The sequence below is a fragment of the Streptomyces sp. NPDC029292 genome (genome assembly GCF_055569295.1).
Window position 1 is genome coordinate 12634 of sequence record NZ_JBVHXR010000035.1, and the last position, 21168, is coordinate 33801.

At 69.3% G+C, this 21168-nt stretch carries 17 protein-coding genes and 2 pseudogenes; 6 read left to right on the plus strand and 13 right to left on the minus strand.

What is annotated here, in order from left to right; translation table 11 throughout:
- Positions 1 to 268 precede the first annotated feature (268 nt).
- Positions 269 to 1621 (plus strand): IS21 family transposase, encoded by a 1353-nt coding sequence (gene istA, locus ACZ4WS_RS44440; protein ID WP_467989422.1) that lies wholly within the window; start codon positions 269 to 271, stop codon positions 1619 to 1621.
- Positions 1618 to 2388, plus strand: a complete 771-nt coding sequence (istB, locus tag ACZ4WS_RS44445; protein WP_138359593.1) for an IS21-like element helper ATPase IstB — start codon at positions 1618 to 1620, stop codon at positions 2386 to 2388. Before istA ends, istB begins: the two co-directional genes overlap by 4 nt.
- Positions 2389 to 2451: 63 nt before the next feature.
- Here the strand turns inward: istB and ACZ4WS_RS44450 are convergent.
- The 11 genes and pseudogenes from ACZ4WS_RS44450 to ACZ4WS_RS44500 all read right to left on the minus strand — a co-directional run.
- Positions 2452 to 2796: pseudogene (locus ACZ4WS_RS44450) on the minus strand (hypothetical protein); the annotation flags it as partial.
- Positions 2797 to 2983: 187 nt separating this feature from the next.
- On the minus strand, positions 2984 to 3430 hold the full coding sequence (locus ACZ4WS_RS44455) for a GNAT family N-acetyltransferase (RefSeq protein ID WP_467989423.1): 447 nt from the start codon (positions 3428 to 3430) through the stop codon (positions 2984 to 2986).
- Between the two features lie 696 nt (positions 3431 to 4126).
- Positions 4127 to 4714: a hypothetical protein gene (locus ACZ4WS_RS44460; RefSeq protein WP_467989425.1), complete on the minus strand. Its 588-nt coding sequence runs from the start codon at positions 4712 to 4714 to the stop codon at positions 4127 to 4129.
- A 148-nt stretch (positions 4715 to 4862) separates the two neighbouring features.
- On the minus strand, positions 4863 to 5321 hold the full coding sequence (locus ACZ4WS_RS44465) for a transposase (protein ID WP_467989427.1): 459 nt from the start codon (positions 5319 to 5321) through the stop codon (positions 4863 to 4865).
- Between the two features lie 157 nt (positions 5322 to 5478).
- Positions 5479 to 6075, minus strand: coding sequence for a hypothetical protein (locus ACZ4WS_RS44470; protein ID WP_467989429.1), 597 nt, complete (start codon positions 6073 to 6075; stop codon positions 5479 to 5481).
- Between the two features lie 541 nt (positions 6076 to 6616).
- Positions 6617 to 7330 (minus strand): transposase, encoded by a 714-nt coding sequence (locus tag ACZ4WS_RS44475; RefSeq protein WP_467989431.1) that lies wholly within the window; start codon positions 7328 to 7330, stop codon positions 6617 to 6619.
- 222 nt (positions 7331 to 7552) lie between these two features.
- A complete protein-coding gene (locus ACZ4WS_RS44480) occupies positions 7553 to 8419 on the minus strand; it encodes a class I SAM-dependent methyltransferase (protein WP_467989432.1) in 867 nt (288 codons plus the stop codon).
- A 557-nt stretch (positions 8420 to 8976) separates the two neighbouring features.
- Entirely contained in the window at positions 8977 to 9456 is a 480-nt protein-coding gene (locus ACZ4WS_RS44485) for a DUF4232 domain-containing protein (protein WP_467989508.1), read from the minus strand.
- 114 nt (positions 9457 to 9570) lie between these two features.
- A complete protein-coding gene (locus ACZ4WS_RS44490; RefSeq protein WP_467989433.1) occupies positions 9571 to 10404 on the minus strand; it encodes an AfsR/SARP family transcriptional regulator in 834 nt (277 codons plus the stop codon).
- Between the two features lie 10 nt (positions 10405 to 10414).
- Positions 10415 to 10549 (minus strand): hypothetical protein, encoded by a 135-nt coding sequence (locus ACZ4WS_RS44495; RefSeq protein ID WP_467989435.1) that lies wholly within the window; start codon positions 10547 to 10549, stop codon positions 10415 to 10417.
- 127 nt (positions 10550 to 10676) lie between these two features.
- Positions 10677 to 10922 (minus strand): annotated as a pseudogene (locus ACZ4WS_RS44500) (hypothetical protein); the annotation flags it as partial.
- A gap of 239 nt (positions 10923 to 11161) precedes the next feature.
- Between ACZ4WS_RS44500 and ACZ4WS_RS44505 the strand changes: the two are divergent.
- On the plus strand, positions 11162 to 11869 hold the full coding sequence (locus ACZ4WS_RS44505) for a hypothetical protein (protein WP_467989437.1): 708 nt from the start codon (positions 11162 to 11164) through the stop codon (positions 11867 to 11869).
- 1299 nt (positions 11870 to 13168) lie between these two features.
- Here ACZ4WS_RS44505 and ACZ4WS_RS44510 read toward each other — a convergent pair.
- Positions 13169 to 13399 (minus strand): response regulator transcription factor, encoded by a 231-nt coding sequence (locus ACZ4WS_RS44510; RefSeq protein ID WP_467989439.1) that lies wholly within the window; start codon positions 13397 to 13399, stop codon positions 13169 to 13171.
- Between the two features lie 668 nt (positions 13400 to 14067).
- Between ACZ4WS_RS44510 and ACZ4WS_RS44515 the strand changes: the two genes are divergently transcribed.
- Positions 14068 to 16497, plus strand: coding sequence for a SpoIIE family protein phosphatase (locus tag ACZ4WS_RS44515; RefSeq protein WP_467989441.1), 2430 nt, complete (start codon positions 14068 to 14070; stop codon positions 16495 to 16497).
- A gap of 821 nt (positions 16498 to 17318) precedes the next feature.
- Here the strand turns inward: ACZ4WS_RS44515 and ACZ4WS_RS44520 are convergent.
- A complete protein-coding gene (locus tag ACZ4WS_RS44520; RefSeq protein WP_467989443.1) occupies positions 17319 to 18332 on the minus strand; it encodes a serine/threonine-protein kinase in 1014 nt (337 codons plus the stop codon).
- A gap of 925 nt (positions 18333 to 19257) precedes the next feature.
- Between ACZ4WS_RS44520 and ACZ4WS_RS44525 the strand changes: the two genes are divergently transcribed.
- Positions 19258 to 19857 carry a TetR/AcrR family transcriptional regulator gene (locus ACZ4WS_RS44525; RefSeq protein ID WP_467989445.1) on the plus strand — a complete coding sequence of 200 codons (600 nt, stop codon included), beginning with the start codon at positions 19258 to 19260 and terminating at the stop codon, positions 19855 to 19857.
- A 309-nt stretch (positions 19858 to 20166) separates the two neighbouring features.
- Positions 20167 to 20580, plus strand: coding sequence for an SRPBCC family protein (locus ACZ4WS_RS44530; protein ID WP_467989447.1), 414 nt, complete (start codon positions 20167 to 20169; stop codon positions 20578 to 20580).
- Positions 20581 to 21168 lie beyond the last annotated feature (588 nt).

The following is a 21168-nucleotide window of genomic DNA, read 5'->3' on the forward strand; positions in this document are numbered from 1 at the left end:
AGGCTTGAACCGGTCGAGGGGCCTGTTCCTGCGGTCGCGGGCGGATGCGAGGAGAACCTCGAAGCTGCTATCGCGGTAGTGTCGGCGTACACGTGAACGTCCCCAGCCTCGTACGGATGAAAAGGGACAGTTGCTGATGCGGTAAGACTTGCTGCTCGGCACTCTGCTGCTTGGGCGATTCGGGCGGCGGAGGTGGCTGGCAGTGGTCTTGGATCCGCAGCGTTGGCTGGAACTTCGGCGCTTTCGCGGCCTGCTGGAGTCCGGGGCGATGAGCCTGTCGGAGATCGCCAGGGAGACCGGGCTGGACCGCAAGACGGTCCGCAAGTACCTGTCGGCACCGGGGCCGGCAACCCCTCCGCGGCGATCCCCGAGCGGGCGGTCGCGGGCAAGAGTGATTGACGAGTTCGGGCCGCTGATCGACTCGATGCTCCGGGCCGAGATCCTGATGAAGGCCGCGGTCATTCATGAGCGGCTGGCCCAGGAGTACGGCTTCACCGGGAACTATCAGCGGGTCAAGCTCTACGTTCAGACGGCCCGGCCCCGGATCGCGGAAGAGCTGGGGATCACGCCCAAGGAATTGGCGGGGATGCACCGCCGGTTCGAGGTGATCCCAGGGGCCCAGGCCCAAGTGGACTGGGGAGATGAGGGCAAGATCCTCGCCCACATGGGCATCGCGAAGGTCTACTCCTTCCACATGACGCTCTCGTACTCGCGGGACCCGTTCTGCTGCTTCACCACCAGCCAGGACCTGCAGACGTTCTTCGACTGCCACCGCCGGGCATTCGCGCACTTCGGCGGGGCGCCGATGACGATCGTCTACGACCGGACCAAGACTGTTGTGCGCCGGCACGTCGCCCCCGGTGAGGCGGTCCCGCTGCATCCGGAAGCGGTCGGCTTCGCCGGCCACTACGACTTCGACATCGACGTCCTGGCCGCCTACCGCCCGCAGGGCAAGGACCGGGTCGAGCGGCAGGTGCTGATCGTCCGCGACCACGTTCTGTCCGGCCGGTCCTTCTCCTCCGTCGAGGAGATGGACGCCGCGTTCACCTCCTGGGTGCCCGTGCGGCGGGCCCAGATCCACAAGACGCACCGGGAGGTCATCGCGGAGCGGGCGGCGCGGGACCACGCGGCTCTCAAGCCGCTGCCGCAGACCCCGTATCTGGTGGCCGAACGGCAGCTGCGGCACGTCGGCAAGGACTGCCTGGTCGCCTTCGACGGCAACCTCTACTCGGTGCCGGCCCGCCGGGTCCGCCCGCGGCAGCTGGTCGAGATCCGGGCAACGAAGTCCCAGGTCATGCTGCATTCCACCCTCTCCGACGCCCACGGCAGCACGCTGCTGGCGGCCCATCCCCGGGCGATCGGCCGCGGTGCCCGTGTCGTCGACGAGTCCCATTGGGACGGCCTGCCCACCGGTCAGGGACGCCGGACCACCACCGGCGACATCCCGGTCCAGCCTCGTCAAGAGCGGCCGCGAGGAGAGGAGTCCGGACCCTTGCAGGCCCTGCTGAACAGGGCCGCGGCCACCCGGATCGAGGTCGGGCGCCGACCGTTGTCGGTCTATGACGAGCTGACCGGCACCCGGCCCTTCACCACTAACTCCCCGACGAAGGAGTCGTCTTGAGCGAGCTGACCGGCAACCGCATCCGCACTACGGCCGGCAAGCTCGGCCTGCCCCACCTCGCGGAAACCATCAATGAGTTCACCCGCCGGGCTGACGAAGCGAAGATGGGCTACCTCGACTTCCTCGACCTGGTCCTCTCCGAGGAACTGGCCGTCCGCGACGACCGTCGCTTCCGCCAGGGCCTGCGACTCTCCCGGCTGCCGCACCACAAGACGCTCGACGAGTACGACTTCTCGTTCCAGCCCGACCTCGACCCGCGCAAGGTCAAGGACCTTGCCACCCTCTCGTTCGTCGAGGCCAAGGCCAACGCGGCTCTCCTGGGTCCGCCGGGGGTGGGCAAGACACACATCGCCGTCGCTCTCGCCGTTGCCGCTTGCCGGGCCGGCTACTCGGTCTACTTCACCAGCCTCGACGACATGGTCCGCAACCTCAAAGCCGCCGAAGCCGCCGGGCGCCTGGCCAACAAGCTCGGCACCTACCTCCGGCCGGGCGTCCTCGTTGTCGACGAGGTGGGCTACGAGATCCTCGAACGCGGAGAAGCGAACCTGGTCTTCCAGGTCATCTCAAAGCGGTATGAAAAGGGCTCGATCATCCTGACCTCGAACAAGACCTTCAGCGAGTGGGGACAGGTGTTCGGCGACGAAGTCCTCGCCACCGCCATCCTCGACCGCCTCCTGCACCACTGCGACGTGATCTCCATCAACGGACCAAGCTACCGGCTCAAAAACCGGCTCAAGGCCATCGAGCGGGATACAGACGTGGCCTAACAGGCACGTCGCGATCGCGGCCGAGGGCGTGCTCACTCGCTGTCGAGTCGTTGGAAGATCCCCCGAGAACTCGTCGGTCTCGATCAGTCCGGCGATCACAAGGGTCATGTTGTCGATGCCGGGATCCCGGACGATCAGGCCGTCCGAGACCCAGAAGTAGCGGCCGCCGAGAGCCTCGCCGCTTCCTGCCCAGGTCTCCATCAAGCGTTCGACTTCGGTGACCGTGAAGACAGTCGCGCTCCACCGGGAGCCGTCTTTGAGGTCCACGAAGACATCAACGTTGCACACCGTCTCCAACTCCTCGTCCGGGCCAGGCAAGAATGACGCCTCGAAGGCGTCCGTGCGAACCCGGTACCACGGCCCGTCCCAACCTCGTTCAACCGATTCGGACGATGCGCTACGACTCATCGTGCGAGTGTCTCCGGCCAGCCTGACGATCTCAACCAAGATCTCAGCCGTGCGGCTTCCCGCGACATAGCTGGGGACGTTCATCCGTACGCAGCTGGGGAGCTTAGGTCGTACGCCGACAGGTAGCGGCGCACGGTCTTGCCGTCCCGCCCGAGGCCGAGGTTGTGTGCCGGGACCGGCGTCGGCGTTACAGCGGCAGCTTGAATCCGTCGTGGCTTGGGGCGAAGCCGAGCGAGCCGTAGAAACGGTGAGCTTCGGTGCGCCGCTTGTTACTGGTCAGCTGCACCAAAGTGCAGCCACGGGTGCGTGCCCGGTCGATAGCCCGGATGAGCAGCTCACGGCCGAGACCAGCACCGCGCCTGTCAGCGCGTACCCGCACGCCCTCGACGAGCGCGCGCTCCTGGCCGTGGCGCCCCAGGCCAGGGATATAAGTGAGTTGCAGGTAGCCGAGGACCGTACCGTCGCCCTCGTCCAGGACCACCATCTCGTTACGTCCGTCAGCGTCCACGGCCTCAAAGGCTTGCGCATACGCCTCGTCGACCTCCACCGTCCGGGGATCCACCACGGTGTCCTCATCAGAGAGAAGTGCAATGATCGCGGGCAGGTCCCGCCGAGTCGCTGTACGGAAGATCATGCCGGAAAGCATGCCAGGAGCCCTCTGACCCGACCCACCGGGCCCTCAACCAGCCGACACCGCAGTCAGCGCGGCCACGCAGGGATCCGCCTCCGGCGTCAGCGCGCGGACGGGTTGCCCTGCTGCCCGCGTTGGCCGTGAGGGACAGCGCCGTGGGACGTGGCCCGCACACCATGGGAGATCTTCAAGCCGGGCGAGCAGGCCTACGGCAGTGACGACCGCCGCGACGGCACAGCGCAGGCCCACGACGCGCCTCGCTACTGGTCCACTCTTCAGTCGCCGCCGACACCGCAATCGGTGGATTTCCAGGTCAACCCGCGTCTCGGGTGTCGACGTCGGCTGGATCGGGCCGCGCCACAGGCTTCGTAGCAGCAGGAACCGCGCCAGATGCGGTTGGTCTTCGCAGATCTCCGACCTGGCCCAGCCGACAGTATCGGCCGCGCCGAGTGTTTCGAACCGGGCACGCAGCGACTCGGCTGCTGTCCTTCGGGCCGCGTCCAGACTGTTCAGCCAAGCCTGCCACTCGGATGGGGAGTCGCTCACCGCGACAGCATGCCCTACGGTCACCGCTACCGAACGAGAGACCAGCGCCAGCTGGCTGCCGACGCATCGAGACTCCGCCGACAGCCGTTCACGAAACCGCGAACTGAAAACCACCCAGGCCGCCGGCGCGACGGCGGCACGCGCCGGTCGACCTCAGCCGGCTCCCCCGTTGCCGCCGCGACCGCCCTGGCCGCTGCTCTGGCAGCCGGCGCCGATGCAGATCCCGCCGTTGCCGCCCCTGCCGCCACCACCGCCGTCACCGGAGCCCACCGCGTCCCCGCCATTGCCGCCGTTGCCCCCGTTGGCGCTGTTGCCGCAGATCCCGGCGCAGATCCCGCCGCCCCCGCCGTCTGTCCCGTCTCGACCCGGCCCGCCGGCCGTGCCGTTGCCGCCATTGGCGCTGCCGTTGCAGATCCCGGCACAGATCCCGCCGCCCGCGCCACTGGTTCCGTTGACCGTCCCGTTGCAGTTGCCCGCGCACACCCGGTCACCGACACGGACGCTGCCGCCTCCCACCTTGATGGTGCCCAACGCCCCGGTGCGGCCGAGCGCAGTGCCGCCCGGCTGCGTGCCCCCGCCGTCCGCGGCCGGGAGATGCCGGGCGGCATGCGCCGTGGCCACGTGCCCCTGCGGCATCGGCGCCGCCATCGCGGCCGGCGCCAGCGCGCCGGCCGCCAGACCAGCGGTCAGGGCAGTCGAGACCGTGAGACCGAGACGGATTTTCCAAGAGCTCATACGCATGAAATTCTCCCTTCCCGAAGAATTCGTTTCCGTGACGCGGTTTCCTTTTCCCGCCCCTTCCGGTCCGTCCGCGAGGACGGTACGGAAGAAACGGAAGGGGCCACCGGGCGGACCCCGTATCGAGCAGGCCAGCCCGGCCCCAGGCCCCTCAGGAGCCGAAGAGGAAGTTCACTCCCATCAGCGCGGCCCAGTCACCGTCGCGGAACTGCTTGATCCAGGTGCCGACCTCCTTTTCCGAGACCTTGTACTTCTTGGCGACCTCGGCCTTCTTCGCCTGCCCGGACTCCACCGTCATCACGATCCGTATCTTGTCCAACACCGTGAGCTTCGACTTGGGTTTGTCGGGCAGATCGCCAAACCGGAAGCAGCCGGACGTGCCGGGCTTGCCGGGCTCACCCGGCCGGCCGGGCTCACCGCCCCTGCCGCCTTCCCCGCCCTTCCCGCCTTCCCCGCCCTTGCCGCAGTGGGAGGACTGGTCGGCCAGGGCCACGCGGCTGGTGCCTGCCGTGGCACTCGGCGACGCCTGCGCGGCGCACGCGGTGCCGGTGGCGAGGGCCACCGAGGCCACCGCCAGGATGAGGGGACGCTGCCAGAACCTTCTGGACATGGGGGTTCTCCGTTTCCGTCACGAGGTGTCACACGAGGTGAAAATTGAGGGAGGTGGGGGGTGGGGGGTGGAGGCCACTCGGACCTCCACCCCGTCGAGGCGGGCCACCAGGGCCCGGACGCCGCAGCCCCTTTTCGGGGCCGCCGGCGCGGGAGCATCAGAAGATGCTGCTGCCTCCGGCGCCACCACCGCCGCCCAGGCCGCCGAAGAGACCACCGAGGCCGCCCTTGCCGCCCTTGCCTCCGTTGCCGCCCTGGAAGACACCGTCGCCGCCGTTGCCGCCCTTGCCGCCGTTGCCGCCCTGCAGGACGCCGTCGCCGCCGCCACCGCCACCGCCGGCGTTGCCGCCGAACAGGCCGGTGCCTCCGTTGCCGCCCTTGCCGCCGTTGCCGCCGATGACACCGTCGCCGCCGCCACCGCCGCCGCCACCGCCACCGCCGGACAGGACGCCGTTGCCGCCATTGCCGCCCTTGCCGCCGTCACCGCCGACGCCCAGGACGCTGCCGCCACCAGAGCCCCCGGAGCCGCCGCCACCGCCGATGAGGCCGCCGCCGCCATCCCCTCCGTCACCGCCGACGCCGCCGCCGTGAACGAAGCTCACAACGTGCGAGGCCGGCATCGGGGCGGCCATCGCGGAGGACGCCGGGAGGAGAATGCCCCCCGAGATCACCGCGGCCGAGGCGAAGAGCGTCGCAAAACGCAGGCCCCGACGTCGGGGACGGACATCACTGTGGGTGTGAACAATACGAGTCATGGTTTTTCTCCTAGCGATACAGAGGGGCTCTTTGACGCGCCCCAGGAATTCTGGATGATTGCCGACGGACCGATTCAGACCGGAACCGCCATACCGGAACAACTGCGGACCGGTGAAAGCGATAACCTCGGTGAGGATTTCCGCCCTACCCTGCTGCCTCATTTCCTTTCCGGTGAGGCCCGCACTTCAAGTAGGCCCGACGGACCCGCCACGGTCACGCTCCGACAAGTCGTGGCTTGACCAATCCGCACACATCAGGTAAAAGGCCACAAGAATGCTGCCGACGAACGCGCACACCCCACTACCTGCCTTGGGCTGCGTTCAGCGAGCTCCGGCTCCCGGACGGTGATGGCCCCGTCTCCGCGGCATCTGACGGTGTTCAGGCATCCGGCCCTGCCCCTGTCCCGTCGTCCACGACTACGGGTTGCGCCACGGCGATGAAGGTCCACTCGGCCCTGGTCAATGCCGTGAAGGTCTCTGCGGCCCGATAAAGGAACTCTTCACTGGCTGAGGCGACCGGGCTGGCCAAGGAAGGATCCACCTATTGCCAGATCTGCACGCACACCTGGGTGAAGCTTCCGGCCGCGTCGGCCACGCTGATCGGCCCTTCCCGCAGGACAGTCATGCCGGCGGGACGCCGCCCAGCACGGACAGCGCCTGAACGTGCCCCTCGAAGAACGCCTCCCGGCCGCAGGACACGAACACCCCATGGACCGCGTGGCCCGAATACGACAGCCGGAAGAAGACCTGGCTCCCCACCTCCGGAACGGACAGATGGTTCCTGATCCTTCGGCTGTACCGGCCCCACCCGGAAGTGATCACCGCATCCTGGCGCTGCCCGGGCGTTGTGCATCAGCCAGGCCAGGGTGCGTTCGACGACCCAGCGGCGGGGCAGCACGGCGAACCCGGACATACCGTCGCTGCGTTTGACGACGGTCAGATCGATGCCCTGCAGGGCGGCCCAGTCGACGAGCCAGCCCGCATAGCCGCCGTCGGCCCACACCCGCGTGACCGTGCGGTGCAGGCGGCGCAGGTCTTCCAGCACCGGCCGTGCGGCGTCGCGGTCCTGCACGCTCGCGGCCGTGACCAGCACCACCAGCGCAAGGCCGAGGCAGTCCACCACCAGATGGCGCTTGCGTCCGGACACCTTCTTCCCGCCGTCCCAGCCACGTGAGCCGGCGCCGACGGTGTCGGGCGCCCGCACCGACTGGGAGTCCACGATCGCGGCCGTCGGCTCCGTCGAGCGGCCCTCCATCCGGCGCACCCGCGAGCACAGCCGGTCGCGGAACTCGGCGATCAGATCCTGCCCTCATGCACGGATCGCTCCGCGGTCACCCGAACAGGACACCTGTTCGACCGGGTAAGCCCGTCGATCAATACGACAACGGCTTCTGAGTCTCTGACCTGCTGGGCTGCCAGATGGTCTGAGAAGGCGGTCTGGCGTCATTTTCAAATGAGCTGGCCTTCGCGGAAGGGATCACGCGGCTGGCAAAGGTGCCGGTTCGTCGGGGCCTTTCCGCCAGATGAAGACCTCGGTGCTCGGCTGGCGTTCGGAGAACCGGCCCGACGGGGAGGCCTCCCGCAGTAGTCGACGCAGATCTGCCTCGAAGTCGTCGCGACGGGTGCCGAACAGGTGTGGAGCCGAGAACGACATCGAGAACACCCCCGCGACGACGTCGTCAGCCGTGCGTTCCAGCGCCTGCCCGCCGGGAACGACATGGCGCTGGGGACCGGAGAACCCCGCCCGGGTGAGCACCGCTGCCTCACCGCCGGGTGTTCCATGCAGCAGCACCCCGCGGCCGGCTCGTCGGATCGGTCCTAGGTAGTGCCTGACCAGCTCCTCCGTGGCCGCATAGGGCACCGCCGGATGCGGAAGACCGTCGACGGATCGAATCTCCGTTTTCAAATCGGAGATGTGCACCAGCGCCCCGCCGGGCTGGAGCATGTCCCTGATGGTTGCCGCCACCAGGTCGCGATCCATCCAGTGGAAGGACTGGCCGAAGGTCGCGACGGTGAACGTTCCAAGGGCAGCGGGCAGATCCTCGGCCCGGGCCTGCACCCACTCCTGTTTCCCGCTCACTGCGCGCTCGGCGGCTTCGCGGGTGGCTTCGGCGATCATCCCGCTGTCCGGGTCCACGCCGACGACCTCGCTGAACACGTGCGCCAGGCTCAGGGCAAGGGTGCCCGGTCCGCATCCCACGTCGATGAGGCGTCCTCGCCCGTCGAGCTTGAGAACCTTGGCGAGCACGTCCGCCAGCCCGGGGGCGTAAGGGAGCCTCCCGCGCTGGTAGTAGGCGGCCGTACCCGAGAACAGCGTGTCGTCCCACTCCCAGTTGGCAGCCATATCCACCCACCACCCTCACAGAGATCACGTTCCTATCCGGCGGCCCGATGATTCCACGGCTTGATCGGGGTTGAGGCGCTTGGATCACGGAAGGGGCAACACGTCTGGCAGAGGTACCGGTGAAGGGGGGTTCCGGGTTCCCAGCGTGGTGCAGATCCGTGAGAGTCGACGGCTGAGTTCGGCTGTGGTCGCCAGGTAGAGGTCTTTCGGTTCGATGCGGTGTGCGGGTGGATCGAGGACGAGTTATGTCAGCGCGACGGTTTCGGGGAAGGCCGCCAGGCGACGTCGGTCGACGAGTGGAATCCCCCTGCCGACCAGACCGGCAGCGATGTGGTTGGTCCTACGTTGTTGGTGGGTCGGATGGGCTGTCGTAGGGTCCGGAAGATCCAGTGGCCCGGGTAAGGCTTGTGGTTGGTTGCCCGCGATGGCTCGCTCTACCTGGCCGCCCGGTCCACACGACGACTCGACCACTGATGAGGAGCTGCGCACCCCTGGGTGATCGCTGAGTAGGACGCCGGGGTGTTCCCGTGCCGCCGGGGACGGAGGAACCGGGCCGGCTAGAAGTCGTCCGCGCCGTTGCGCAGTTCCGGCGTCCAGTAGCCGGTCACCCACTTCGCCGGGTCGACGGCGATGCCCGCGCTGCCGGGGTCCTGGACGGTGGCCAGGCCGCTGCTTCCCTGGAGGGTGACGGAGAATGCCGTCACGGGCTCGGTGTTCTCGTCCGTTCCGCCGTCGGACAGCTTCACCAAGGCGTAGGCAGGTCCGCCGACGGTGAGGACGACGGGGGCGGCCGGCTTGCTCTTGGCGACGGCCGGCACGTTCTCCCGGTGGCTTTCGAGGAACTGGATCTGTGGGAAGCCGTTCAGCCGGCAGCTGCGGCTGGAGGTGTTCTTCGCCGTCAGGACGATGTGGGTGTAGGGCGGGCCGTCCTGGTAGGCGGCGCTGATGGCGACGTCCTTGGTAGTGCAGGGCGAGCGCGGTCTTTCCCACGCCGGCCGGTCCGGTGACCAGGCAGACGGGTGCCTCGCCGGTGGCAGCCCGGGTGAGTGCGGTCAGTTCGGTGCCGCGTCCGGTGAAGCCGCGGGGTGCGCGGGGCAGCAGATCGGTGGGGTAGGGCGGGCCGGCCAGGGGCGGCAGGGCGACGGGCCGCGTCAGGGCGGGCCGGGGGTACTGTCCGTGCGGGCCGGGGCGGGCGTGGCCGGGCCGGCCGGGTTGCTTGACCAGTCGGCCGATGCAGCGCCCACCTGTGACCCGTTGGTCGCTGTCCGGGCGGCGACGGCGGCCGGGGTGTCGGTGTGTTCGCGCTGTCGTCGGCCGGGCCGGCTCCGGCTGCGGATCGCCGGTACCGGCACGGCGGCTGCTTCTTCGTTTCGTCTGCTGTCCGGTGCGGGCCGGCCGCTCAGGATCAGCGCGTACGCATCGGCGAGTTCGCGTCCCGGGTCGATGCCCAGTTCGCTGGCGAGCAGTCGCCTGGTGCGGTGGAACCAGTCCAGCGCAACCGCCTGACGCCCCGCCCGGTACAGCGCGGTCATCAGTGCTGCTGCCAGGGGTTCCCGCATCGGGTACGCGACCGCTTCCGTCCGCAGCACGGCTGCGGCCCGGTCGTGCTCCCCCAGTTGCGTGTAGGCGTCGGCCAGTTGCCCGACCGCCGCCAGTCGTGATTCCTCCAGCGCGTGTGCGGCCGCCTGGAGCGGTGGGCCGGGGAACGCGCCGGCGAGCGCCGGGCCCTGCCACAGGGACAGGGCCTCCTTGAACATCAGCACGGTGTCGTCGGGGGTGTGCTGTTTCCGCGCCAGCGTCAGCAGTTCCTCGAACCGCTGCGAGTCCAGCAGGGTTTCGGGTGACTGCAAGGTGTAGGCGTCGCTGAGCGTGACCAGTTCCACCCCGTAGGCGTTCGCGTCGGCGCCTGCGAGCAGGGCGCGCGCAGCCGGGACACGTGTCCCTGTATGACGCTGCGGGCGTGCAGGGGTGGTGTGTCGTTCCACAGGCAGTCCGTCAGGCGGGCGACGGGTACGGGGTGTTGGCGGACAGCAGAAGTGCGGCGAGCAGGCTTCGGCGTTTGGCCGGGCCGAGAGGCAGCGGTCCCACCAGGGTGTCGACGGAGACGGTGCCGAGCAGCCGGAACTCCACGGGCGCATTCCCTTCCAGGTGGGAGGCACCCGAAGTCGGAGGTATGGAAGAAGTCCCAGGATATCGGGGGTGTCGTGGGGGTGACAAAGGGTCCGGGCCGGGCCGTGTGGCGCGGTCTCACGAACCGTCAGGACAAAGAGCAGAGCCAGAGCGAGGCGAGAGGAGGCCGAGACTGTCGGGCCCGCCAGCCGGTCCGGGCCCCGGGCGCGGGAGCGGGCAGTGGCCCCGGGTTCGTGGACGGGCTCTGGGGGCAAGTCGGCGAGCCAGAGGATTCCGCCAGATGGGTGAATACCTGCGGGAAGTTGCCCAACTGGCGTCCTGACAGGTCGATTTCCTCCGAGTACAACCCCAGATGGTTCGCGTACGTCAGCATCCACCTGTCCACCGGCGTCAATCTCACCCAGGGCGACAACGGATGGGGGCGGCGGACAGGCTCGCGTCGGTCGGATACGGGGCGCGCGCCCGTCAGGAGGTGCCCCCGCCCGGTATCGAGGTAGGTTCAGTGACGAAGAGGGCGGCCGCACCGCCCGGCCCCCGAGGAGACTGGGGTGAGGAAATGCCGGACGGCCCCATGTCCAGCTGGCGTGACGGCACCACGCGCGGCAGCCGAACATGACAGGACGTCACCCCACCGATCCCGGCGGTCCGAGCAGTCCGCACGAGCCGGAGCCGCACCAGCCGGCGTACGGCGAGGCCCGCTGGCCGATGGCCGTGGCCGTGGTCGCCGCCATGGCGCTCACCCTGCTGCTGCCCGACGACTTGCGCCTGGGGCCCCGCTGGCTGCTCCCACTGGTCGAAGGGCTGCTCCTGGTGACATTGATCGCGGGAGACCCGGGGCGGATCAGCCGCCGCTTGGCTACCCTGCGTGCGGTGTCGATCGCCCTGGCCGGCGTGCTGGCGGTCAGCGCCATCTGGTCGACCGTCCAGCTGATCGACGACCTCATCCACGGCGGGACCGAGACCAATTCCGCCGCCGGCCTGCTGCAGGCCGGCGGCAGCGTCTGGGCCTCCACCGTCCTCGCCTTCTCCCTGCTGTACTTCGAACTCGACAGCGGCGGAGCTGCCGCCCGGGCCCACCGCATGCCCACCACCCCCGAACTCGCCTTCCCTCAGCAGCTCAGCCCCGACCTGAACGCCACACACTGGCGCCCCCGCTTCATCGACTACCTCTACCTGGGGCTCACCAACTCCACTGCCTTCAGCCCCACCGACGTCATGCCACTGGCCCCCTGGGCCAAGATCGCCATGGCCGTCCAGTCCCTCGTCTCCCTGCTCATCCTCGGACTCGTGATCGCCCGAGCCGTCAACGTCCTCGCCTGAGAACCGGCCGCCGCAAACCACCGGATCGTGCGTCATGCGCAGGAGATCGGCGCCAAAGTCGCGCGCATGCCCCCGGTCCGACCTTGTCCGGTGGAGTACGTAGGCCCGGCACATGGTGGGTACACAGCCGCGCGAGGCGGCACGGGGCCGGGGCGACCGCGGGAGGAGTGGGTCACAGGGGCGGTTCTGAAGACGGTCGTCGACCTGATCACCGAGCAGGGGATCGGGGCCGTCACGATGGACGCCGTTGCCGCACGGGCCGGGTAAGTAGGCCCGCCATCTACCGGCGGTGGCCCACCAAGCAGGACCTGATCATCGCCGCTGCCCTGCGCGGAAACTCAGCGCGGCCGGATCACCGGTGGCGGGTCCCACGGCCCTGGTCCGCTCCCAGGTTCGGGGAAGTCGGCACCGGGTTCCCAAAGTAGTCCCGGGTGATCCGTCGGCGACCGAGGCGCCGGCGCCGAGGACCGGGGAGCCCGAGGGGAACAGCGGGTTCGCGGTGACCGCGGCGGTGTCGCTCGGCTGGGCGGTGCGCCAGTACAGATCGTTCTCGTAGACGCTCTGGGTGTGCGGCCCTGGTGGTTCTGTAGTCGAGGCTCCGCCCCGCCCAGCGGGGCTGCGGATCACTCAGCGCGTGGGAAGGTCAATTCGCTGCGGGCGGATCTGAAACCCTCTTCCGAGCTGGCTTCGCGGCGACCTGGCGCTGGGCGACCACGGTCTGGCAGGCGTGCGGCGCGGCGGCGAGCAGATGGACCACCTCGCCGTCTGTGCGGGATCCGCGCACGGTCTTTGCCGTCGACGGCCAGGCCGACCAGCCTGTCGCCGGGTTCGTCGACCGGATCAGCGGCATACGGGGCGAGTCAGGCGCCACGGTGTCGTCGCGGGCGTCGTCGTCCAGACGGGACAGGAGTCGTCCCGGCGTGGAGGTGTTTCGTGTGCGGGAGGTCAGTCCAAGTGGTTCGCGCAGGCCGCAGTGGGTATCGGCGGCGACGCGGGCGATGGCGGCCAGGGACGTGGGTCCGCCGAGGACGGCGACCAGGCACAGCGCGAGGAGGGAGCCCGGGCGGCGGGCCGGCCCGGGGCGGGCAGGGCCCGGGGCGCCTGCCCCGTCCGAGCGGTGTCACGGCGCCGACATGCCGCTGCTTGCTGGTCCGGGCCGAGGTGGGAACTCGGCCCGGGCCGGTGAGCAGCGGCGGTGCGGCGAGGCGTGTGCCGGGGATGTGCAGCGCGGCTGTGCCAGTGGGTGGGCGCGGGCGCCGGATCGCCTCCTTGACGGCTTCCCGCTCGGGTCTCGGGCTGTCACATGCCCAGGGAGATGGCCAGTCGGGTGAGTTCGGCGGTGCTGTTGATGTTGAGCTTGGCCCGGATACGGCGGAGATAGGCGTCGACCGTGTGCTTGGACAGCCCCATCTGACGAGCTGCTTGCAGGTAGGTGCATCCTGAGGCGATATGTCGCAGCGTCTCCCGCTCACGCGGGGCCAGCTCAGCGGCGGGGGCTTCAGCGTGCGGCGTGGTGAGTGTGAGGCTCATGGGACTTCCTCCGACGGATCGGTTCGGTCATCACTGCTCACACCCTCGAGAGCAGGGGACAAATGCCTGATTTCTGCAATTTGTCCGGTTCCGAAAAGACTGCCCGGGCGACTTCATGACGGTGTCCGCCGACTGTCACAGGCGTGTCACAGGCCACACCCGCGGGCGCGCCGCCGGGCGCTCACACACAAGAGCCGTATCGCCACGGAGATGATCCCCCTCCCCCTCTCTTACTGTCTCCGCAGCCCGCAACGGCGTTACCGGCCTTCGGAGTTGGCGTAACCACCTCCCCGAGGCGGGGCGGGGCGGGGGCCGGGGCGCGGCAACACAAACGGGTGACTGCCGGCGCACACGTGAACCTGCCCTGGCGCTGTGGAGTACGGCGCGCTGTGCACGTTCGCGTGTACCGGGCTGCGCTTTCACGCGAACGCGGACAGTGACCGCCACCGGGGGCCGCGGGCGCCGCGGGCCCCCGGCCGGGTGGGAAGCCAGGGCGAGCGTGCCGGGCCCGCGGTGAGCCGCCGGACGTCACCTTGGGCATGGCCGGCGCCGGTGCCTGCGACAGAGCCCCTCGTGGCAGCGCTGGGTTGGTGCTCCGCGCCCCTCAGGATCATGCTTGTCAGGAGGGCCACGGCCGTGCAGGTTCCCGAAGGGCGAGATGAGCGGCGATGGAGCGACTTCCTACCCCTCCCGGTGAGCAGGCGCAGGCGGACGCCTTGCCTGAATCGGCCTACACGGCCACCGCCACCGTCAATGAGCACGGCATCGTGACCGGGTGGAGCGAAGGTGCCCGGCGGCTGCTCGGCTACGAGTCCTCGGAGATTGTGGGACAGCGGGCCGCCCGCCTGCTCGCCGATGACGTCGATGAGACGGCACGGCGGGATGCGGCCGGGCGCCAGCGGTGGAGCGGCACCGTGGCGCTGCGGCACCGGGAAGGTCACCGGCTCCAGCGGGCACTGCTCGCGCACCGCCGGACGCCGGACAGCGCGACCGCCGAGTGGCTCGTGGTGTCCGCCGTGGCAGGCGGGCCGCGCACGCCTGGGGGCGAAGCGCTGAGCGAAAGGGTGTTCCGCCAGTCCCCCTGCCTCCTGGCGGTCTTCGATGCGGACTTGCGGCTGGTGCGGGCCAACGCCGGCATGGAGCAGGCGCTGTCCCTCACCGAGGAGCAGATGCGCGGACTGCGCCTGCCGGACATCGCGCCGCATCCCGTGAGCGACGAGACCGAGGCGAAGATGCGCCTGGCCCTTGAGAGCGGCGAGCCGCAGCAGGTGGAGGCCTACATCCGCCCCACGGGTGTCAGCGCGGAGCACGGCTGGTCGACCTCGCTGGCCCCGCTGAAAGACCCCGACGGCCAGGTGCGAGCCGTGTGCCTGGCCGCGCACCACACGCTGCAGGAGCACCTCGCCCGGCAGCGGATGCTCCTGCTGAACGACGCCGGAGCCCGCATCGGCACCACCTCCGACAGCCGGCGCACCGCGCAGGAACTGACCGACGTCGCCGTCCCCCGGCTAGCCGACTTCGCCGCCGTCGACCTGCTGGAACCCGCCCAGCACGGCGGTGAGGTGCCGCCCGTCCCGCCGGCAGGGCCCCTCACCATGGGCCGCGCCGCTGTGCGATCGGTCCTCGACGACAGCACCGTCTCCCCCCTCGCGGCGGGCGAGCAGTCCCTCTACCCCGAGCTGTCACCGGTGGCCCAGTGCCTGGCCCAAGGCCACGGCGCCCTGTACGAGGGGAGCGACCCCGCCCTCGCCCGGTGGGCAGCCCAGGCCCCCCGGGCCGCCTGGCTCCACGAGGCGGGGACACACTCGGTCATGGTGGTGCCGATGCGGGCCCACGGCACCACGCTCGGCGTGGCCCTCTTCAGCCGTCACCGACGCCCGGAGCCCTTCGAACCGGACGACCTGTGGCTGGCCGAGGAGCTCACGGCCAGAGCGGCCGTCAGCATCCACAACGCCCGCCGCCCCACCCGCGAGCACACCTCCACCATGGCCCTGCAACGCAGCCTGCTCCCGCAGACCCTGCCCGACCAGGGGGCCCTGGACATCGCAACCCGCTACCTGCCCGCCGGCAGCCGGGCCGGCGTGGGCGGCGACTGGTTCGACGTGATTCCGCTGTCCGGTGCGCGGGTGGCCCTCGTCGTGGGCGACGTGGTCGGCCACGGCATCCGCGCCTCCGCCACCATGGGCCGGGTGCGCACCGCGGTACGCACCCTGGCCGACGTCGACCTGCCGCCCGACGAACTGCTCACCCACCTCGACGACCTTGTCATCCACCTGTCCGCCGAAGAGGGCGGCGCCGACGGCGCCGCCGAAACCGCCGGGGGCATCGGCACTACCTGCCTATACGCGGTCTACGACCCGGTCTCCCGCCGCTGCACGCTGGCCCGGGCCGGCCACCCCCCGCCCGCCGTGGTCACCCCGGACGGTGCCGTCCGCTTCCTCAATGTCCCGGCCGGCCCGCCGCTGGGCCTGGGAGGCCTGCCGTTCGAAGCCTTCGAGATCGAACTGCCCGAGGGCAGCCTCCTGGTCCTCTACACCGACGGTCTGCTCGAAGCCCGCGACCACGACATCGACGAAGCCCTGGACAAGATGTTCGCCGCCCTCGCCCGCCCCGCGAGGACGCTGGACACGGTCTGCGACAGGGTCCTCACGTCCATGCTGACCCACCGCCCCGACGACGACATCGCCCTGCTCATCGCCCGCACCCGCGCCCTGCACGCCGACCGGGTCGCCGTCTGGGACCTGGCCTTCGACACCGCCATCGTCGCCCAAGCACGCCAGCACGCCACCGGCCAGCTGACCACCTGGGGGCTGGACGACGCCGCCTTCATCACCGAACTGGTGGTCAGCGAACTGGTCACCAACGCCATCCGCTACGGCAAGCCCCCCATCCAGCTCCGCCTCATCCACGAAAGCAGCACCCTGATCTGCGAAGTCTTCGACTCCAGCAGCACCGCCCCGCACATGCGGCGCGCCCGCACCTTCGACGAAGGCGGACGCGGCCTCCTCCTCGTCGGCCAGCTCGCCCAGCGCTGGGGCACCCGGCACGCCTCCACCGGCAAAACCGTCTGGGCCGAACAATTCCTCACCACAGACTGAAAACCACCCAGACCCAGGCCCTCAACCCTGCCCACGCGGCCCTTCCCCTGGCTTCAGGAACGGGCCTTGGACCCACCTTCGGGCCGGACTCGGCCCCGCCCTGGGGACTCGGAGAGGCTTGACCGCCCGGTCTGAACTGACCCCACCTCGTGGGTTCTGGCCCGGTGAGGGTGGAGCCAGAACTTGATGGAACCGACTCCCGGAAACCCGAGCAGGGGCCGACACCCGCCCGCAGGCGGGCCAGGAGTCGTTCCCGAAACCATCCCCCACCACGGGCCGAGAACCGTCCAGCTCCCTCACCCGTACACGGGCCCCATCCTGCCCCCGGGCACCCCGGCCCGACGCGATCACGCACCTGCACACCCCAAAGCCCCCGCCGAAGGTGCTGCGGCCTCGCCACACCGCCGGGCCGGCCGGACCCGGGCCGGATACCGTCTGCGCAACGCTGCCCGGCCCAGCCGCATCCGGACCGGATCAGCAGCCGCCGTACACGGGGCGTCGCCACCCTTCCGTCGGGCAGGTGCGCGAAACCGGCGGCGCACCGGACCAGATCTTGTCTTGGCCCCTGGCCGGCCGCGCACACAAGAACGGCCCGCGACACGCCCGGATCACGGGCCACCAGGATCGGCGGACCCCGGCTTTCAACGACAACCCAATGCTGCCCGGGAAAGCATCCAGCCCGGCCACCCCGTTGAGCAAAGAACTCCCGAGCCGTGGCCGACAGACCGACGGCCGCCTCTCCCGCACTCTGCCTCCCCCGGCAGCAGCGGCTAGGCAGACCACCACGACGAGCCCCAGCACGGTCGGTCCGCCGGACAGACCTAACCGGGCAGACGCCCGAAGACCGGCCGCGCCCAGACAGGCGGCTCCGGAGCCGACCCCGGCCGCTGCCCGCCGCCTGTGTCACCCCCGGACTCCACCGCTGCCGGCGGACGCGGACCGCCAGCACCGCTCGCAGCGGCGCGCAAAGCCGCGACGAATTCCAGACAGGAGCCGTAACGGTCCTCGGGAACCTTCGCCAGCGCCTTCGCCAGCACACCGTCCAACCCAGGCTCGATCCCCGGCCGTTTCTCACTCAGCGCAGGCGGCTGATCGTACTGATGCGCCCAGAGCAGCGCGATGTCCTCATCCCGCTGGAAAGGCGGCCCACCCGCAAGCGTTTCGTACACGACACAGGCAAGACTGTAAAGATCGCACCGGCCATCCACCGGACGGCCCGAAATCTGCTCCGGAGCCACATAGTCAAGCGTGCCCACGAACTCGCCCACCGTCGTGAACCCGGTCAGCGACAACGACTTCTTCGTCAGCCCGAAATCCGTCAGATACACATGCTCAGGATGATCACTGTCCGTGCCCTGAGCCACGAGAATATTGCCCGGCTTGACGTCCCGGTGCACCAAATCATGCTCGTGAGCGGCATCGAGCGCCGACGCCACCTGCCCAGCAATACGCAACGCCGTCTCCACCGTCAACGGACCGTCCCGGTCAAGCAGAGCCCGCAGATCCAGCCCCGACACATAACGCATCGCGATATACAGGACACCGTCCATCTCGCCGGCCTCGAAAATCGGCACGATATGCGGATGATCAATCGCGGCAGCCACACGCGACTCATGCGTGAAACGGCGACGGAACGTGTCATTACGGGCCATCTCCGGAGCCAGCAGCTTCAGCGCAACCGTGCGGTCCAGACGCAAATCCCTCGCGCAATACACCACCGCCATGCCCCCACGACCGATCTCACGCTCCACCCGATAACCCGCAATCCGCTTCCCGATCAGACCCGAAGCCCGACCCGAATACACATCCGACACACCCGACGCCTCCGACGCCATCACGCACCCCCCACGCCAATGCCTGCGGCAGCCACTGAACAGACACCCGCCATCAGCCGGACCACCGGAACACACACCCCACCCGCACGCCCGCATGCCACACGAACACCACCGGAACCGGCCTCGAAGACACATCCCGGCACAGTCAAACCGACAAACCGCCCACCCATGCTCAAATCCTATCCATCGATCCCCACAATCGCCTGACTAAGATCAACCCCCACCCCACAGCCAACCCGCCCGACCCACCACCCAGCAGCACCACTCCCCCCGGCAGCATCAGCCGGAGCGAACACTGGGGGGAACACCAGCCCTCGGCATCAATCCGGCTCTTCGCAGATGAGTCTGGGTGAGCCGCTTTTCAGGCAGCCGAACCGTCGCAGATGGGTCACCTTCACCGGGCACTTCATCGGCCGGGTCTATTGAGACACCACGCCTCCAGCGCGCATGTCGTCGCCGCTGAGCTTCCCCGCCGGCAACGCGTCGTGCAGCTGGTCTCGACCCGTCTACTCACTTTGAGGCGACCGCTCTGTCCACGGGGCCGCGCCAAGTGCCGCGGGAAAGTCCGAGCGCGACCCGTCAGCGACACCGGCGGGCGTTGAGCCGGGCGGCCTGGCGCGTCAGGTGGTCGCGCTCGGCGACCCGGCGGCCGCCGCAGTCCGCGACTACAGACGCAGCACCTCCACCACGTACACCGATGCCCCAGCCATCCCCGCCTGGGGAGCCTCGCCCGCCTGCCCCACCCGCGCCGGGCACCTGCTGGCGCAGCCCGAACGTCCTCGCCTGGGGGCGGGTGGCTCAGGGGTGGCTGAGGGGTGACCCAGAACACGTACGAAACGGTTTCGTTTCGCAAACTCCTGCGCTAGATTCATGTAAAAAGTCGAGCTACGAAACAGTGTCGTTCGGAGTGGGAAGGGTGAGTGGCATGACTGAGATCGCAACGGCGCGGCGCAGTCGGATCACGCCCGAGCGTGAGGCCGAGTTGTACGAGGCCGCGCTCGACCTGCTCCGGGAGGTCGGCTACGACGCCCTCACCATGGACGCCGTGGCCGCTCGCACACGGTCCAGTAAGGCGACGCTCTACCGCCAGTGGGGCGGCAAGGCCGAGCTGGTGGCCAGCGCGATGCGGCACGTAAAGCCGGGTCGTATCGCCGACGGGGGCACCGGATCCCTCCGCAGCGACCTGCACGCCCTCGTGCAGCGCGAGGACGACTGCTGGATAGAGCAGTACGCCGCCCTGATGCGGGGTCTGGCCATGGCGACGCACACGAACCCGGATCTCCTGCGGGCGTTCAAGGAACTGCTCGTCGAACCCGAGTTGGACGAGTTCCGCCTGGTGATGCAACGCGCCGTCGACCAGAGTGAAGTGCGTGCGGACAACCCGGCGTTGGAGTATGTGGTGCACATGGTGCTCGGCGGGTTCGCCACCCGCACGCTGATCGACGAGCTGCCGCCGACGCAGGATTTCCTCGTTTCCTACATCGACGCCGGGATCCTCCCCGCCCTCGGCGTTCCCACCGTCTGACAAGTCCCCCGCTGCTACGCCCGTTACCCGTCGCGGAGCCCGGGGCATCGATCGGGCCCGTACGCCCGTGCGTGGTGGTGCGCACGTGAGGGACTCGTCATCTGCGGATCGTCTTGGCGGCGCAGAACGTGAACGGGTGGGCGCGGTTGTGCCGGCTGGTGCCGCGCATGTCGGCGCCGACGGCGCTCTCCCGGTCCTGTCCGGCTTCTGTGCGGCGTGCACAGGCGCGCCATGGATGACTTCTGCGCGAAACGGGCGATCCCTGGTTGTTCCGTTTGGTCACCAAGCGCTTCGGGGACCAGGTGGGCTATGGGTGACTACAGCGAGAGCATCATTGTGCAGGTGTCGCCGGACCGGCTCTTTGCCTACCTGTCCGACCTGCAGCATCTGCCGTCGTACATGCCGCGGCTGACGTCCGCGCGCCCTCATGACGGCGACAGGGTCACCGTCACCGCCCACATCAATCCCCCTGATGCGTCGGAACAGGACGTGACCAGCGAGGCGTGGATCCACGTAATGAGGGACGGCAAAAGCCTGGAGTGGGGCGCGCCGGGACCGCACGACTACCGGGGCCGGCTGCACGTCGACGAAGGTGAGGGCGCCGGCAGCTCCCGCCTTACTGTGGAGCTGCATACCGAGCACGCGGAAGGCGAGCAGATCGACCACGGGCTCGACGAGGCATTGCGCGGCATTAAGCAAGCGGCGGAAGACGCTGAACGCTGACACCGCTTCAGCATGAGGGACGACCCGTCGGCGCGGCAGCTCGAGAGCGTGCTCTTTGACGGGGCAGCAGAGTGCTGCATACCTGGGGCTGGCTAACACCGACACGCAGCGAGTAGGGTCGCGGTAAGCGATCGCTTACCCGCTCTCGGCCCCTTGGGGCCAGTGGCGCGAAGCAGGACGCGAGTCCGGTCACCGAGGTGTGGATGCGGCACTCCACGCTCCGTCACTCCCATCACGAGATGTTCGAGTCGTTGCGCCGGTAAACGAGGCAGGGGCTGCTGGAAGAGTCGCTGCCGACCAAGTTCCCCGTGGCAGCGATGGCGGCGGCCGACGTCGAGATCGGGCTGTCAGCGGCCTGGTACGGGCCCCAGGGCCGTTGATCAGCGACGACGAGGTGACCGGAGTTCGCCGCCTAGTTCGACGGGCGGCTACGCGGAGTAGCCGGCGTGGACCTCACCCGACCGGTCGAGGCCGCGCGCGAACTGCACCGCACGGTGAAGGAAGCCCGGGCGGACGGATGGACCGCTGTCGTGCTCTCGCGAGCGCGGAACCTCGCGACTCGCTCGTTGGCAATCTGCTCGGCGACCT

What these genes read in the sequence shown, in the direction of transcription:
- istA (WP_467989422.1), top strand. Translation starts at nt 269, where the DNA reads ATGAGCCTGTCGGAGATCGCCAGGGAGACCGGGCTGGACCGCAAGACG.
- ACZ4WS_RS44455 (WP_467989423.1), bottom strand. Translation starts at nt 3,430, where the DNA reads ATGATCTTCCGTACAGCGACTCGGCGGGACCTGCCCGCGATCATTGCA.
- ACZ4WS_RS44460 (WP_467989425.1), bottom strand. Translation starts at nt 4,714, where the DNA reads ATGCGTATGAGCTCTTGGAAAATCCGTCTCGGTCTCACGGTCTCGACT.
- ACZ4WS_RS44465 (WP_467989427.1), bottom strand. Translation starts at nt 5,321, where the DNA reads ATGTCCAGAAGGTTCTGGCAGCGTCCCCTCATCCTGGCGGTGGCCTCG.
- ACZ4WS_RS44470 (WP_467989429.1), bottom strand. Translation starts at nt 6,075, where the DNA reads ATGACTCGTATTGTTCACACCCACAGTGATGTCCGTCCCCGACGTCGG.
- ACZ4WS_RS44475 (WP_467989431.1), bottom strand. Translation starts at nt 7,330, where the DNA reads ATGGAGGGCCGCTCGACGGAGCCGACGGCCGCGATCGTGGACTCCCAG.
- ACZ4WS_RS44480 (WP_467989432.1), bottom strand. Translation starts at nt 8,419, where the DNA reads ATGGCTGCCAACTGGGAGTGGGACGACACGCTGTTCTCGGGTACGGCC.
- ACZ4WS_RS44505 (WP_467989437.1), top strand. Translation starts at nt 11,162, where the DNA reads ATGACAGGACGTCACCCCACCGATCCCGGCGGTCCGAGCAGTCCGCAC.
- ACZ4WS_RS44510 (WP_467989439.1), bottom strand. Translation starts at nt 13,399, where the DNA reads ATGAGCCTCACACTCACCACGCCGCACGCTGAAGCCCCCGCCGCTGAG.
- ACZ4WS_RS44515 (WP_467989441.1), top strand. Translation starts at nt 14,068, where the DNA reads ATGGAGCGACTTCCTACCCCTCCCGGTGAGCAGGCGCAGGCGGACGCC.
- ACZ4WS_RS44520 (WP_467989443.1), bottom strand. Translation starts at nt 18,332, where the DNA reads ATGGCGTCGGAGGCGTCGGGTGTGTCGGATGTGTATTCGGGTCGGGCT.
- ACZ4WS_RS44525 (WP_467989445.1), top strand. Translation starts at nt 19,258, where the DNA reads ATGACTGAGATCGCAACGGCGCGGCGCAGTCGGATCACGCCCGAGCGT.
- ACZ4WS_RS44530 (WP_467989447.1), top strand. Translation starts at nt 20,167, where the DNA reads ATGGGTGACTACAGCGAGAGCATCATTGTGCAGGTGTCGCCGGACCGG.